Source organism: Neokomagataea anthophila (assembly GCF_018122595.1).
GTDB classification, from domain to species: Bacteria; Pseudomonadota; Alphaproteobacteria; order Acetobacterales; family Acetobacteraceae; genus Gluconobacter; species Gluconobacter anthophilus.
In genome coordinates, this window is the sequence record NZ_JAGRQH010000007.1 from 93,261 (window position 1) to 108,023 (window position 14,763).

12 protein-coding genes are annotated in these 14,763 nt (G+C 51.8%); 7 read left to right on the plus strand and 5 right to left on the minus strand.

Translation table 11 applies throughout. The annotated features are described in order from the left end of the window. Window positions 1-101: 101 nt before the first annotated feature. Together KB213_RS09865 and accD are read right to left on the minus strand one after the other, a co-directional pair. On the minus strand, window positions 102-1,445 hold the full coding sequence (locus KB213_RS09865) for a bifunctional folylpolyglutamate synthase/dihydrofolate synthase (RefSeq protein WP_211682639.1): 1,344 nt from the start codon (window positions 1,443-1,445) through the stop codon (window positions 102-104). A 6-nt stretch (window positions 1,446-1,451) separates the two neighbouring features. Continuing rightward, window positions 1,452-2,324, minus strand: coding sequence for an acetyl-CoA carboxylase, carboxyltransferase subunit beta (gene accD, locus KB213_RS09870; RefSeq protein WP_068171009.1), 873 nt, complete (start codon window positions 2,322-2,324; stop codon window positions 1,452-1,454). Window positions 2,325-2,563: 239 nt separating this feature from the next. Between accD and KB213_RS09875 the strand changes: the two genes are divergently transcribed. Continuing rightward, window positions 2,564-3,118: an HdeD family acid-resistance protein gene (locus KB213_RS09875; protein ID WP_211682641.1), complete on the plus strand. Its 555-nt coding sequence runs from the start codon at window positions 2,564-2,566 to the stop codon at window positions 3,116-3,118. On the opposite strand, the gene trpA is transcribed toward KB213_RS09875, so the two are convergent. Both trpA and trpB read right to left on the minus strand, forming a co-directional pair. Beyond that, window positions 3,115-3,942, minus strand: a complete 828-nt coding sequence (gene trpA, locus KB213_RS09880) for a tryptophan synthase subunit alpha (protein ID WP_211682643.1) — start codon at window positions 3,940-3,942, stop codon at window positions 3,115-3,117. The genes KB213_RS09875 and trpA overlap by 4 nt on opposite strands. Next, window positions 3,939-5,183, minus strand: a complete 1,245-nt coding sequence (gene trpB / locus KB213_RS09885) for a tryptophan synthase subunit beta (RefSeq protein WP_211682711.1) — start codon at window positions 5,181-5,183, stop codon at window positions 3,939-3,941. The genes trpA and trpB overlap by 4 nt, the downstream gene beginning before the upstream one ends. 581 nt (window positions 5,184-5,764) lie before the next feature. Here trpB and KB213_RS09890 point away from each other — a divergent pair. Both KB213_RS09890 and KB213_RS09895 read left to right on the plus strand, forming a co-directional pair. Then, the gene (locus tag KB213_RS09890; RefSeq protein ID WP_211682645.1) at window positions 5,765-6,637 is read left to right on the plus strand and encodes a glycosyltransferase family 61 protein; all 873 of its coding nucleotides are present in this window, start codon (window positions 5,765-5,767) and stop codon (window positions 6,635-6,637) included. Window positions 6,638-6,669: 32 nt separating this feature from the next. Continuing rightward, a complete protein-coding gene (locus tag KB213_RS09895; protein WP_211682646.1) occupies window positions 6,670-7,677 on the plus strand; it encodes a magnesium transporter CorA family protein in 1,008 nt (335 codons plus the stop codon). Window positions 7,678-7,873: 196 nt separating this feature from the next. Here the strand turns inward: KB213_RS09895 and KB213_RS09900 are convergent, their stop codons facing one another. Continuing rightward, complete coding sequence (locus KB213_RS09900) at window positions 7,874-10,027, minus strand: TonB-dependent receptor (protein WP_211682649.1); 2,154 nt, start codon at window positions 10,025-10,027, stop codon at window positions 7,874-7,876. Between the two features lie 589 nt (window positions 10,028-10,616). Between KB213_RS09900 and KB213_RS09905 the strand changes: the two genes are divergently transcribed. The 4 genes from KB213_RS09905 to KB213_RS09920 form a co-directional block, all read left to right on the plus strand. After that, the gene (locus tag KB213_RS09905) at window positions 10,617-12,077 is read left to right on the plus strand and encodes a sodium:solute symporter (protein WP_346266702.1); all 1,461 of its coding nucleotides are present in this window, start codon (window positions 10,617-10,619) and stop codon (window positions 12,075-12,077) included. Between the two features lie 4 nt (window positions 12,078-12,081). Next, window positions 12,082-13,011, plus strand: a complete 930-nt coding sequence (locus KB213_RS09910; RefSeq protein ID WP_211682653.1) for an N-acetylmuramic acid 6-phosphate etherase — start codon at window positions 12,082-12,084, stop codon at window positions 13,009-13,011. Then, the gene (locus KB213_RS09915) at window positions 13,008-13,772 is read left to right on the plus strand and encodes a GntR family transcriptional regulator (RefSeq protein WP_211682655.1); all 765 of its coding nucleotides are present in this window, start codon (window positions 13,008-13,010) and stop codon (window positions 13,770-13,772) included. The genes KB213_RS09910 and KB213_RS09915 overlap by 4 nt, the downstream gene beginning before the upstream one ends. A 26-nt stretch (window positions 13,773-13,798) precedes the next feature. Beyond that, on the plus strand, window positions 13,799-14,763 hold a 965-nt coding region (locus tag KB213_RS09920), incomplete at its 3' end, for an anhydro-N-acetylmuramic acid kinase (RefSeq protein WP_249110466.1).

Sequence of the window (14,763 nt, forward strand, 5' to 3'; positions counted from 1 at the left end):
TGACACCCACTCACCACAAAAGACATATCAAACATCAACACGTAGCCACGCCCTCCGTTACGAACGCAGCAAGAGAAGCAGAGCATGGCCTTTAGCCACCCTTATTGGGCAACCCAACCATCTTGTTGCAAAACCACACCTGCCAAATACAAACTACCACAGACCAACACCCGTGCTGGTGGCACAACGCGCCCAACATTCTCAGCCTGAGCCTGCTCAGACAGTGCTAACAGCGCTTCACGCACCGTAGGTCCAGCCTTCGCACGCCCACCAGATGCTGCAATAACCTCATCGACAGAGGTCGCCATATGCTGGCCCGGCTCAGAGACAGCCCACACACTCGTCGCAGACTCTAAAAGTGGCTCCAAAAAACCACCCACATCCTTGCTTTGCTTTACACCCGCAATCACATGGATCGGCTGATCGTTCCATCCCGTCATCACGCGCGCCAACGCAGCACCTGCACCGGGATTATGCCCACCATCTAAAATAAGCTCCCACCCCTCAGGCAAAAGCTGAGCGAGTGTCCCATGCAAAGACTGCAAGCGCGCAGGCCATACCGCCTTCGCAATCCCCGCATAAGCAGCTTCCGGTACAGCCAGACCAGAGTGACGCAACGCCGCAATAGCCCCCGCAGAGTTTAATGCCTGATGCGTCCCCAACAGCCCCGGACGCGGTAAGGGCAATACACCTAACGCATCCCGGTACACCAAACCATCAACCGTGTCCGAAACCGTAATATCCTGCCCGACAACATAAAGCGGAGCATTCATCGCCACCGCCTTCTCACGAATAACAGCCAGTGCTTCCGGCTGCTGAGGTGCCGTCACCACAGGAACACCCTGCTTAATGATTCCAGCTTTTTCAGCTGCAATCGCCTCCAACGTATCGCCCAAAAATGCCTGATGATCCAAACTGATCGGCGTAATCACACACATATGTGGTGACGGAATCACGTTAGACGCATCTAAACGCCCACCAAGCCCGACTTCCAGCACGACTAAATCTGCCGGATTCCGGGAAAACAACAAGAAACCAGCAGCTGTCAGAACCTCAAAAACTGTAATCGGCGCGCCGTCATTCACACGCTCGACTTCTTCAAGGACCTCAACCAGCGCATCTTCCGTCACCAAACGACCAGCCACGCGGAACCGCTCGGTCACATCGACCAAGTGCGGACTGGTCATGACATGCACGCGCCACCCGGCTTCTTCAGCAATAGCCCGCAGATTAGCGCACGTACTGCCTTTACCGTTCGTACCTGCCACATGCACCACAGGCGGGAGATGCCGTTCAGGATTACCTAAACGTGCCAACAACGCCTCCAAACGTCCCAAAGACAGGTCAATCAACTTTGGGTACAGCGCTTGAAGCCGCGCCAACACAGCACCAGGGCGCCCACGATACTCACTTGCCAGCACCGCCGGCGCTCCCTCACCCGCCATAATGTTTTACTCAGCTGCTTCAGAAACAGGGGCAGGCTGCTTGGTCAGCATCCCAATCAAACGCCCAAGCAAAGCCGTCAACTCAGAGCGCTTCTCCACAATATCAACCATACCGTGCTCACGCAGATATTCAGAACGCTGGAAGCCTTCTGGCAGCTTCTCGCGCACTGTATCCTGAATCACTCGCGGCCCCGCAAACGCGATGAGCGCATTCGGCTCAGCAACATGTACATCACCCAACATCGCAAACGATGCCGATACACCACCCGTCGTCGGATTCGTGAACACCACGATATAAGGCAGACCGGCTTCACGCAGCATCTGCACACCAATCGTCGTGCGCGGCATCTGCATCAAGCTCACAGCGCCTTCCTGCATACGCGCACCACCTGATGCCGTGTACACAATCAACGGTGCCTTTTGCAGCACCGCCAAACGACAGGCCGCCACAAAGGCTTCACCCAATGCCGCACCCATCGTACCCAACAAAAACTCAGGTGCCATTACGGCCACCACCGCGTCCTGCCCCTGAACCTTGCCATGCGCTACCAACAAGGCTTCATCTAGTTGAGACTTGTTACGCGCATCCTTCAAGCGGTCCGTATACCGCTTAGAATCACGGAAATTCAGCGGATCAACCGGTACTTTCGGCACGTCAATGCAGGTATATTCCCCACCATCAAACGTCCATGCCATACGCTCACGCGCCGTCGCACGCATATGATGCCCACAATGCGGACACACTTTCTGCGCGCGCTCCAGCTCTTTCACTAGGACCATCTGCGAACAGGAATCACAATTTGCCCACAGGTTATCCGGAACTTCACGTTGTAAAAGGCCACGCAGTTTCGGGCGTACGTACTCAGTTAACCAGCTCATAGTGCCTCGTCACTCTCTCCCCACCTACTTTAGATAACAACCAAGCGGGGTTTTAAAAATCGGGACCACCAACCGGGCCCCTCGGTCTTGTTATGCGCGTTCTACCCCTCACGCACCATTTACGCCAGCCTCCTGACGCAAAGCCAAAGAAACTTCCCGCAGACAAAGAAGCTTACAAACAAACGGTAATAAATACGCTAAGGTTTATCGTATCCCTGCTCCAACCGCACAGATTGCCAATGCCGCTCTCACGAATCCAACTCCTAAAATCCGGGGCACCACTACATGGCAGCTTCCGAATTGGTCTCTTTTTACTCTTATTATGTGCAATCAACACGCTAACCGTTTTACTAACGGACCCAACCAATAACATAATTTTAGCCGCCACTTTGCTTTTACGTGGCAGCATACAAATTGCCTTCGGACACAAACACCGAACATTATCCTATTCTACCAGTTGGCTTACCAATCTCTCCGCAACCTTTTACTTAACCGCAGGCGCCGCACTCATTGATGAACCAGATGGCGGCTCTCCCCTCCTCACATTCATTCTTCTCACCTGCTTGGCCTTTGCGGGACTAGCCCGCATGTTCTGGGCCTGCACACATCGTTATGTGCGCAATTGGGGGGTCATCGTTGGTAGCGGTTGCTTCACATCCCTAACAGGGGTCCTACTTTATCTCAGCTTGCCGTGGCCAACATCATGGCTGCTCGGAGTTCTCCTCGCGCTCGAACTCCTAGTCGCAGGCACAGCCTCTCTGATCCTCGCCTTCACAACACGATTCGTCGATTAAGCAGCACTCTCACCGCCGCGCACAGCCTGCGCCAACTCTTTAATCTGCTGCGTGACCGCAGGGACAGTGTTCTCCGTTGCTCGCCCATCCACTAATGTAGACGCCAACGTCCGAATAAGCGTAGAAGCCACGACTGCCGCATCCCCAATCTGGGACGCCACACGCGCCTGCTCCGGTGTTGAAATACCAAAACCAATCGCTACCGGGACCGATGTGACGGCTTTCACCTTCGGTACCGCATGAGCCAATTGCTCAGCAGACGCACTGGCAGTACCGGTAATTCCGGTAATGCTCACATAATAAACAAAGCCCCGCGCCTCACGCAAAACATGCACCAAACGGTCATGAGACGTATTCGGTGCAACCAACGCGATAATATCCAAGCCATACGCTTCCGCATGAGGCCGCAACCACACAGCTTCTTCCGTCGGCATATCCACCAAAATAATACCATCAACACCAGCTTGCGTGGCATCACGGCAAAACGCTTCCGCACCATATGTATGAATAGGATTCAAATACCCCATCAATACAATTGGCGTTTCCTGATCCCCCTCACGGAAGCGCTTAATCATCTCAAGCACACCCGCCAGTGTTGACCCCGCCTTCAAACCACGCTGCGCGGCTAACTGAATCGTCGGACCATCCGCTGATGGATCAGAAAACGGAATCCCAACCTCAATAATATCCGCACCCGCACCCGGCATCGCCTTCAACAACGCCAAAGACGTCTCTAAGTCCGGATCATAAGCCTGCAAATAAGGAATAAGCGCCCCGCGCCCTTCCGCCTTCAGTGCCTCAAAACGCGCTTGAATACGGCTCACAGTTCAACCCCCACATGCTGAGCAACCGTGAAGATGTCTTTATCCCCACGCCCAGATAGATTCATAACAATGATCTGGTCTTTCCCCATCGTGGGAGCAATTTTGATGACATGCGCCAAAGCATGCGCAGATTCCAACGCAGGCAAAATCCCTTCCTGACGTGAGCAAAGCTGAAACGCATCCAACGCTTCTTGGTCCGTCACACCCACATACTCAACACGACCAATATCATTCAACCATGAATGCTCCGGCCCAATCCCCGGATAATCCAAACCGGCACTAATCGAATGGGCTTCATCAATCTGCCCATCCTTATCTTGCAACAAATACGTCCGATTCCCGTGCAACACACCCGGGCGCCCACGTGAAACAGACGCAGCCGTTTTCCCAGAGTCCAGCCCCAAACCCGCTGCCTCAGCACCAATCAATTTCACATCCACATCATCTAAAAACGGGTGGAAAATGCCCATTGCATTGGAACCACCACCAATCGCTGCCACGATGGCATCGGGCAAACGACCTTCCGCTGCCAGAATTTGCTCCTTGGTTTCCGTCCCAATAATAGATTGGAAATCTCGCACCATCTCAGGATACGGATGCGGCCCAGCCACCGTCCCTACAAGAAAATACGTATCTTCAACATTAGCCACCCAATCACGCATGGCCTCATTCATGGCATCTTTCAGCGTACCCGCACCCGCCGTCACTGGCCGCACTTCAGCACCCAGCAAGTTCATGCGGAACACATTTGGCTTTTGGCGCTCAACATCCGTCGCGCCCATATAAATGGTACATTTCAGACCAAATAACGCACAGACCGTCGCCGTTGCCACACCATGTTGACCAGCACCTGTCTCCGCAACAATACGCGTCTTACCCATACGCCGCGCAACAAGGATCTGCCCCATCACGTTATTCAGCTTATGCGAACCCGTATGGTTCAACTCTTCACGCTTGAGGTAAACTTTTGCTCCCCCAAGCGTTTCCGTCAAACGACGCGCAAACCACAGCGGGCTCGGACGGCCCACATAATCTTTATAATAAAATGCGAGCTCTTTTTGAAAAGACGGATCCGCTTGCGCCGCCCGATACGCTTCTTCCAACTCAAGAATAAGCGGCATCAATGTTTCAGCAACAAAACGCCCACCAAACTCTCCAAACCACCCACGCCCATCAGGCCCTGACCGCAACGAGTTCGGAAGAGTCACCTGCGCCGGTGTGGCGGAAGAAGAAGCAGACATCGTACTAACACTCACTTCAAAAACGATAGTCCTCTGCGATACCAATTCCTGCCCCCGCCGTCTATCGGGCCACCACTTCATTATCGGCCCTATCTTCCCTGGCTTCTCATGCACCACCGCCTCAAAATTATGCTTTTGACCAAAATAGGCCCTTAAAATTGGTGCCTCATTCCATTCATCCTTCGGCTCACAAATAATGCGCCAGCCACACCCAATAACGCGCACGACCCGCATTATTGTTTTCATATCAAAACTATAATGCTTTTATGAGAGGCTCTTGCTCAAATACAATTTTTATTCAATTTTCTTCGTTCCATACTTCTCACTTGCAGGTGCGACCGTTCATGTTTCCCCTCAAACATCTCTTCAGACGCCGCCTGCACCACACCCGAAAATCTCTTACGCTCTCCGACGTCGCCACACATATAACAACACTCGAAACCGCCCCCTCATACCCCGCTGCTCTACTGAAGAATGGCTCATTAAACGACACAACTCATTCACTCTTCCAAAATTGGAGGAGTAGTCCCTGCACTCTGCGCCAATACACGTTAGAAAATGTCGTCTTAGACACCGCGTCCATGATGTTTTTTCAAAATGGCCACCCCATCATAGATACCGCCTACCTCCAAGCCCCTGATGTCATTCCTACCCTCGCCATACGAGAAGACACCCTCATCTCAGCACCACCTGAACAAGAGATGATGGCTGCCTGTTTCGACCACTGGCACCAAAACTATTACCACTGGATTACCCATACAATCCCAACGCTGTTCCACCTCAAAAACAACGATTATAATGGCGGTCTTATTCTCCCTTCCCTTACAAAATGGCAGGAAGAGAGCATCCGCATGCTTGGCTTCGATCCGGCCCGCAGCACACGCACAGAACCCGGAAAACAATACGCCTTTCGCAAAGTCCTCTACACAGACTGCGTTAAAGGAGCGGCTGATTTTTCTGTACTAACGTCATCACGCCAAGCCTATCACACACTCACCCACACCGCTCACATCTCCACCCGCGCGACTACCCCCGTCAATCTTTTCATTGAACGCGGCCAATCCCCCAACCGCTTCGTGAGTAACGAGGCTGAGCTCAGCCAAGCCCTGACACAGATCGGATTTACTTCTGTCCAACCTGAAACCTTCAGTCTCACAGAACAAATACGTCTTTTCTCACAAGCTCATATCGTCATTGGAGCTTTAGGCGCGGGCATGGCTAATCTCGCATGGTGCAAACCCGGCACAATCATCTGCGAACTCGTACCACAACAGCATACAAACCCCTGCACCTTGGTTTTAGCCATGCAAATGCAATTACAATACTGGGGTGAACCTATCGAAACAGGAGTAGACATCGCCAGTCACATTACTCCGGCCAACAAAACCTTCGATATTCCAAAAATTGTGCAACGTGCCAAAGAGATCATACATTACGCAGAGTCTATGAAATAACTAAATACCCTCACATCATACGGCTTATTTCCATGCTTCTCACACGCCCCATCGGTACGCCGGCCTACGAAATGGGCCCACACACACGCCTCGAAAGTATCCCATGGATAGACCTGCTCAACCCCACAGAATCTGAAATCAATCTCGCGGAAGAAAAACTAGGCATTCACCTCCCTAGTCGCGCCGAACTCAACGAAATTGAAAGTTCCTCCCGCTATTATGAGCGCGATGGCACACTCTACCTCTCAGGCCCCCTCGTTCGCCGTTATGACACCGGCCCAGTCACGCGCCCTGTCGGCTTTGTGCTCTCCCCCACACAACTCATCACCATTCGCTACGCAGATTATGCTGCTTTTGACCAAATTGGTTTACACCTCGCCGAACACACCGCCGACAGTCCCACACCAACACCCACCGCCTTGCTGATCGACCTCCTCGAAGAAATCATCAACCGCTTGGCTGACCTCCTCGAAAATGTCGGCCATACACTTGATACTCTCTCACGCCATATCTTCGGCAGCGACGAACACCACTCACGTCACCGCGCCCGTACTAACCACACACTCAGAACAACGTTAAAACACCTCGGCAATACCGCAGACCTCGCCTCTATGATCCGTGATTCTTTACTTTCCATTGACAGAATCCGCCTGCACCTTGACACAGCCACAATGCAAAACAATGTATTACCTGAGAATGAAACAGGAAAAATACAGCATAACCGCCTCGATATTGCCGGTCGTGACATAACATCACTGAATGAATTCAATGCTCAAATAAACAACAAGGTACAATTTCTACTAGATGCCACTTTAGGATTCATCAATATCGAACAAAATGACGGCATGAAACTTCTCACCGTTGCCAGTTCTATCGGTATTATGCCTACGCTTATAGCAGGGATTTACGGTATGAATTTTCGTATTATGCCTGAACTCAACTGGAGCTTCGGCTATCCCTTTGCCATTGCTCTCATGCTTACCTCTATTGCCGTACCACTTTTATGGTTCTGGCATCGCGGCTGGCTAACACGCCTATAACCCCCTTGCCCAAGCAAGCGTTGGCAGCAGTATCTCTCCAGCGCCCAAACATTGATGCTCTGGAGAGAAAAACACCCCTCTGAACTTGCAACACTCAAATGGAGCGGCGGGTTCAATAATCGCCGCATTTTCTCGCACATCGGCAATATCACACCAGCAGAGACCAAAGCACGTTTCTACGAACAGTTTACAACCATCAGAAACCCGCCGTCACTGAGACCACACCTGCAAAACCACCGCCGACATAATAAAGTGGCGTCTGGGCAGCAATACTTGTCCCGTATACACCCTTGGTCACCTTAGCATTTCCTACAAGGCTTGATGCCCCGGAGAGATAACCACTATTGCCGAGATTGATAAGATTTAGTTGGATCTGGGGGTGCTTCACGAAGCGATAATTCTTCATGCGATAACCCAACGTCACATTTCCCGTGAAATAAGACGAAATCTTCTGGTCATTCATGAAGGTAGCGTATTGCGAGCCAACATAATTCAGATTGAAGTTTCCAAAAACCGTACCATTGTCATAAGCCAACCCAATTGCCCCACTAAAAGTCGGAGTATTGACGGCAGTTTTCCCCTTTGTCGGAAGAAGATCGCCACCAGATGCCAAGTTATTGTCAATCGTAGCATGCAGATATTGGCCGGATAAATAGGGGCTGAAGTGGTGCCAAGGACGAAGACCTAGCTCCAATTCCGCACCACGTGACGTCTGACCGCCAGCATTAATAGAGGCCGTAGTCATCACACCACTGAGATAGACCGTAGAGCTAAGCTGACGGTTGGTCAGGTTATAGTTAAATAATGCCGCTGAAAGATTGATTAGTCCCGTATGCCGATACCCTATTTCCTCACCAATCGAATATTCAGGAGAAAGATTACTGGATCGAGTATGTGCGATATTGCCTGTAGAGGTGCTGAAATAATCAGCCATTGTCAGAATTGACGAGGGTGCTCTAAAGCCTGTCGATCCGTTGATATAAACCTGATCGTGGAGCGTAATACGATAGCTCGCAGAAAACTGCGGAAGCGGCTCAGCATAATTGACTGTCGACTTATAATTTGCACCCGGAATGAGTTGAGTCGACATACGCGAGATCATGGCTTCCTTAAAGCCAGCCTCAATCGTCAGGTGCTCATTCAACGCCTTGAAGGTATCATTAATGAACAGAGCATTAGTCTGCTGGACGAAGTTAATATTGTAGCGCGAAAGCGGAATACCCGCCTGTGTCATGATAGGATAACGACCCGTCATAGAAGAAACATTCCCTGCCCCATCCGCCTCGGCATAATAAGAATGCTCCTGCTGGGTGTAATAGGAATACCAATAGCCGAATGACAGAGTATTATGCTTCATCTTCCAGTGGATGACGCTGTTAAGGCCCGAGTTCCGCTCTGTAAACGTATCGATTGCCGCTCCAATAACGGATGACCCGCTCTGGGATACATGAAGTGGACCAGTATACTGATTTCCAACATAGCTAAAACCCGTTGGGAGCGCGGTTCCGCCATCTCCATAACCCCAGAAGTAGTCATAATAAGGAGTAATGTCAGCGGCCAGGGTCTGACTAAGACGCAAATGGACAGGCGCACCCAGAATAAGCGAATTCCGCTGGTTTTCTTGGAATTTATAATAGGAAGCCCCTCCTGCCTTGAAGATGGCTGCATAATTGGCCTTCGTACCTTGAGCATTCCACTGCCCCATCGAAGGAGTCTTGAGATAATATCCCGTCGGACTGTTATAAGAGAGAATGAACGAGATGCGGTTACCCTGTCCCCACTCCTTCAGGGCCTTACCATCTACATGATACCGCGTAGTCCGGCCCGGTCCGCGCCAGTTATCCGCTCCCTCATATGAAAAAGACACAAAACTGCGGATACCACTATGACCAATGTCTCCACTGTCAAGACGAGCAAATTCTCGGTTGAGCGCATAGGAGCCATAAGCGAGATTCAGCAAAGCACCCGTTTTGTGAGAGGGGTCACGGAGGGTCTCACTTAACTGGCCTCCTACCGCATTATAGAGCGGGGCTGAAATGTCGGCTGAACCCTGCGAGAGCGATAGACTCTGGATATTTTCATTGTCAGCGGTCGTACCCGTGAAAATGAAAAAATTAAGGGGATCCGCAGCGGGAATACCTTCATAGGTATAGCCTAATTCAAACTGATTCAGCCCACGAACGGACAGACTGACTTGCTGATCACTCGTTCCAAGCGGATCACCACTTCCTGTGATAACCCCCGGGAGACCCGCAATCATAGTGGTAGGATTGCTGGTCGGACTCTGCTTCGCAATATAATCACGCGTCAAGCCGCTGCGTGATTTCGGAGCCGTCTGGGGCGGCATCATACCGCCACCTGGGGTCGCACCTATCACCCCCGTCGCGCTCTGCAGGTCCGAGTGAACGATAATCCGTTCAGGGTCGGAATGAACACCTACGCCCCCCGGCTTCTTCTGTTTCGAGAGCGGCACTTTGGGCGGCGACGGACTGGTAGCATTGGCAGATGTCGCGGTAATTGCAATCAACGAGACAGAAACAAGGAAAGACCTACTAAGATTCTGCATTGCTGCTTCTCCGCTCCCTCTCCCCGAAAAATTCCACACAGAGGGAAGTCCAGTTGTTGATATGATGTACCGGCAGACACCACCATTAAGTCCAATGTAATACCAAAAACCCCCTCATTCAATATATTTCGAAAACGAATCGTAAATACAAATATATGACTTTTATCCTATTTATTGTGGTATGTTTTTTGCTCACAATCATGCTTATCCCATAACATTCCACTTTAAATTCCGAATGCCATCACGAGTTTTGGTATTGATTTGGTATTACAGATTTTCTAGCATTAAAGTAAATTAGGGGGGATGCTTCATGCACTTTGCCGACATAATCGTAATCTGTGCATATTTTCTGCTACTTCCCCTTGTATCAATCATGATGTCAGGGCGCAGAAAAACGTCAGGAGATTTTCTTTCCGCATCGCATGACCTTCCTTGGTGGGCGATCTGCCTTTCACTGGTAGCAACAGAAACCTCAACCCTGACATTCATAAGCATCCCAGGCATTGGCTATACGACAGGAATAGTATTCCTTGGCCTTGCTGCAGGGTATCTCATCGGTCGGCTGATCGTAGCAATCTGGTTTCTACCACTTTATGCACAAGGCCAGATCAAAAGCGCGTATCAGTATCTGGGTGAACGTTTTGGACCAGAACTGCAATGCGCGGCATCCGGCGCCTTCCTCATCACAAGACTTCTAGCCGAGGGCGTCCGCCTATCTGCAGGATTACTGCCCCTAACGTGGATGCTGGAGCACAATGGCATCTCCATAAACCATCTGGCTGTTTTGAGCCTCATCATGGCCTTTACACTAACTTATACGGTACTGGGCGGTTTGCGGGCCGTTATTTGGTCTGACAGCATACAGCTCTGCATTTACCTCTTTGGTGCAGCAGCCTGCACTTACCTGCTGATGCACAGGCTTCCGTCAGAGGGTTGGAAACTCGCTTGGACTGCTGGAAAAATGTCCCCGTTCCACGCCCTACACGTCGGAACCCTGATCTCCGATCCGTTTACACCTCTCGCAGCACTCGTCGGAGGTGGTATTCTTTCAGTCGCCTCCCATGGTTCAGACCAACTTATGGTTCAAAGACTATTAGCAGCTAGAAACATCCGCGATGCCCGTTATGCGCTTGTAGGAAGTGCCTTTGTAGTGGCGTTGCTATTTGGGCTACTTTCCCTTGTCGGTGTACAGCTTTGGATAACGCATAAGGGCGCCTCACTGGCCACAATAGGACTACTTTCACCCGACGAATTGTTCCCAAGCTATATCGTCTCCGGCCTACCGGCCGGACTTGGTGGGCTGCTTCTTGCAGGCGTTCTCAGCGCTACGATGGGCTCCTTATCCTCCACACTCAATGCCATGAGCGGCGCGGCCCTGACGGATTTCGGACCACTGCCAGAACGTCTTCTCAAACGATGGGGCCGTACATGTGGGTTCAGAGACAGCCCACTATTCGCCCCCCGCATCATGACACTGCTGTGGAGCAGCGTGCTTATTCTGGTCGCACTCTGGTTCACACAGGGGCAGCAGTCAGCGGTTATTCTAGGCCTGACAATCGCAGGATGGTCCTACGGACCGACCTTGGGAGCCTTTCTATTTGGCATACTCTATCCTTCAGCACGTACACGAGATGCTCTAGCAGGCTTCCTAGTCTCACTGGCGGTCATGGCAGCGATCATGAAGTTCCTGCAATATGCAGGCTATCACGTTGCTTTTCCCTGGCTCGTACCTCTCGGCATGGCCGGAATGTTGATTGCTGCTCGTTTTTCCATGCTTTTGACGAGAACACCCCGACTAGAACCCCCATCGGCTCATACCACCCGGAAAGATTAAAACCATGACATCAGAGATCACGCCCCTGACATCTTCAGTTGTACCAACTGGAACCGAGCGGCACGACCCGCGCTACGAAGACATCGACCTATGGCCCGCAACGTCAGTAATGGATGCTCTAGCAGAAGCACAGATGACAGCAACCGCCATCGCCCGGGCAGCCGTTCCACAAATGAACGACGTCGTTACCCTCGCACTACCGCGTTTGCGCGCAGGAGGAAGACTATTTTATGTGGGCGCGGGCACATCTGGACGCGTCGGGCTTCAGGACGGCGTAGAATTAACACCAACTTTTGGCTGGCCGCCCGAACGCCTTATCCTGATGCTAGCAGGAGGCCCCACCGCCCTCTTCGAAGCCGTGGAAGGTGCAGAAGACCGTGAAGACAACGCTATCAAGGAAATGCTCTCCCACAACCCAAACCAGAACGATATCGTCTTCGGTATCGCGGCCAGTGGCGCAACACCCTACACCTGCGCAGCAATCGCAACTGCACGCACCGCAGGTGCATTAACCGTCGGAATCAGTTGCAACAAAAATGGTCGTCTACTGAAAGAAGCAGAACTGGGAATTACCATCGTAACAGGTTCAGAGGTCATTGCAGGTTCCACGCGGCTCAAGGCAGGCACCGCGCAGAAAGCCGTCCTCAATATACTATCCACGACGCTGATGATAAAACTTGGACACGGCTATCGCGGGCAGATGGTAGATATGCGTGTAGTCAACGCCAAGCTTGAAAAACGGGCAGCCCGCATGGTGCATGATCTCGTCGGCGGAACTTCCGCAGAAATAGAAGCCTCGCTGCAGGCCAGCCACAAAAACGTCAAGCGCGCCATTCTTATTCGCTCCGGACTGACAGCAGAAGAAGCAGAAACCACCCTAACACAACATGGGGGCGATTTACGTGCCGTCATGGCAGGGCTGAAACGTTTATGAACGTGAAGCCTACGGAAAACATTTTTTCCACTCTAAAACCCGATCCGACAGACCGAAAACCTCTGTATCTGCAACTGGCTGAACGTCTGCGCGAACTGATCAACAACGGAACGCTCCGCGGAGGTGACGTCATTCCGCCGGAGCGCTCACTGGCCGAGCTAACAGGCGTATCACGGGTAACAATCCGTAAATCCCTTGAACAACTGGTGAAGGCTGGACTGTTAACACAAAGCCCAGGAGCGGGAACATTTGTATCACGCAGGATCCAGCAGCCTCTCTCGGTGCTGATGGGATTTTCAGAGGATATGAGGGCACGTGGCTACGAACCGGCCTCAATCTGGCTGGACAAACGCGCAGTAGGGGCCAGCCCAGACGAAGCCATGGCGCTGGGTATTGCGCCGTCTGCCCCAGTCCTGCGTCTGAAACGGATCCGGACTGCAGACGGCGAGCCTATGGCCATCGAGACAGCAGTCATTTCACGTCGAGATTTGGCATCTCCCGAGTTACTCGAAGAGTCATTCTACGCGGCCCTTAAGGCTCACGGATTACTACCAGTCCGAGCACTTCAACGAATCCGAGCACGAATGGCCACGCTGCACGAGGCCGAACTGCTTCATATCAACCACCCCACAGCCATTCTCGAAATCGAACGACGTTCCTTCCTCCAAGACGGACGCGTCCTTGAAGTCACATTTTCCTGCTATCGCGCCGATCTCTATGATTTCGTTGTGGAATTACAAACGTCTCAGGAGCTTGGCTAATGCAGTGTCTAACCGCAATAGGGCTGATGAGTGGCACATCCCTGGACGGCGTAGACGCTGCCCTTGTCCAGACGGATGGCGAAAAAATCATCTCGCATGGTCCCGGCCTGAGCCTAGAGTATTCTCCGGAACTACGAGCCCGCGCTCGTGATTTGCTATCCCGCGCTGAAACAATAAACCCGGAAGATCCGGAGTTGCATGCTATTGAACGGGACATCACCCTACGGCACGTCGAAGCCGTAAAAATGCTGCAACAGAAAGCTGACACGGTCGATTTAATCGGGTTTCATGGACAGACCATCCTACACGCACCGGAACGACGCCTGACCTGGCAGATCGGTGACGCAGCTCTACTGTCTCGTGAAACAGGCCTTGCAGTCATCCATGATTTTCGCAATGCAGATGTCGCTGCAGGCGGAGAAGGGGCACCTCTAGCCCCTTGGTATCATGCCGCACTACTTCATAAATATACAGGCCCCGTTGCTATCCTGAATATCGGCGGCGTTGCAAATGTAACCTTAGTGGACGCAAACGGAGGAATCCATGCTTGTGATACCGGCCCCGGAAACGCCCTTCTAGATGACTGGGCATTTCTTCATACAGGGACCGCCTGTGATGTTGACGGCACGCTGGCACGCTCAGGAAGAATTCACGAAGATATTCTTCAAACCCTGATGAGCGATCCATACTTTGCTCGCCCGGCACCAAAATCGTTAGACCGTCTAACATTCCACCGTGCCATGAACGCCATAAAGACACTGTCACCAGAGGATGGAGCAGCAACACTGGTCGCGTTTACGGTAGAAGCTATTCAACGTACACCTCTACCATGTACTCCAACAGCATGGTACGTCTGTGGAGGGGGGCGCCACAACCCAGTTCTAATGGAACAACTCAAGCGTCTTTTACCTACTGCGGTTTTTCCTGTTGAACATTTGGGCTGGAATGGTGACAATCTGGAAGCGGAATGTTTTGGTTTTTTGGCGGTCCG

Bases quoted from the DNA above. Each gene is read 5' to 3' on its own strand.
- KB213_RS09905 (WP_346266702.1), top strand. From the start codon at position 10,617: ATGATGTCAGGGCGCAGAAAAACGTCAGGAGATTTTCTTTCCGCATCG.
- KB213_RS09890 (WP_211682645.1), top strand. From the start codon at position 5,765: ATGATGTTTTTTCAAAATGGCCACCCCATCATAGATACCGCCTACCTC.
- KB213_RS09865 (WP_211682639.1), bottom strand. From the start codon at position 1,445: ATGGCGGGTGAGGGAGCGCCGGCGGTGCTGGCAAGTGAGTATCGTGGG.
- KB213_RS09915 (WP_211682655.1), top strand. From the start codon at position 13,008: ATGAACGTGAAGCCTACGGAAAACATTTTTTCCACTCTAAAACCCGAT.
- KB213_RS09900 (WP_211682649.1), bottom strand. From the start codon at position 10,027: ATGATGCCGCCCCAGACGGCTCCGAAATCACGCAGCGGCTTGACGCGT.
- KB213_RS09875 (WP_211682641.1), top strand. From the start codon at position 2,564: ATGCCGCTCTCACGAATCCAACTCCTAAAATCCGGGGCACCACTACAT.
- KB213_RS09895 (WP_211682646.1), top strand. From the start codon at position 6,670: ATGCTTCTCACACGCCCCATCGGTACGCCGGCCTACGAAATGGGCCCA.
- trpB (WP_211682711.1), bottom strand. From the start codon at position 5,183: ATGTCTGCTTCTTCTTCCGCCACACCGGCGCAGGTGACTCTTCCGAAC.
- accD (WP_068171009.1), bottom strand. From the start codon at position 2,324: ATGAGCTGGTTAACTGAGTACGTACGCCCGAAACTGCGTGGCCTTTTA.
- KB213_RS09910 (WP_211682653.1), top strand. From the start codon at position 12,082: ATGACATCAGAGATCACGCCCCTGACATCTTCAGTTGTACCAACTGGA.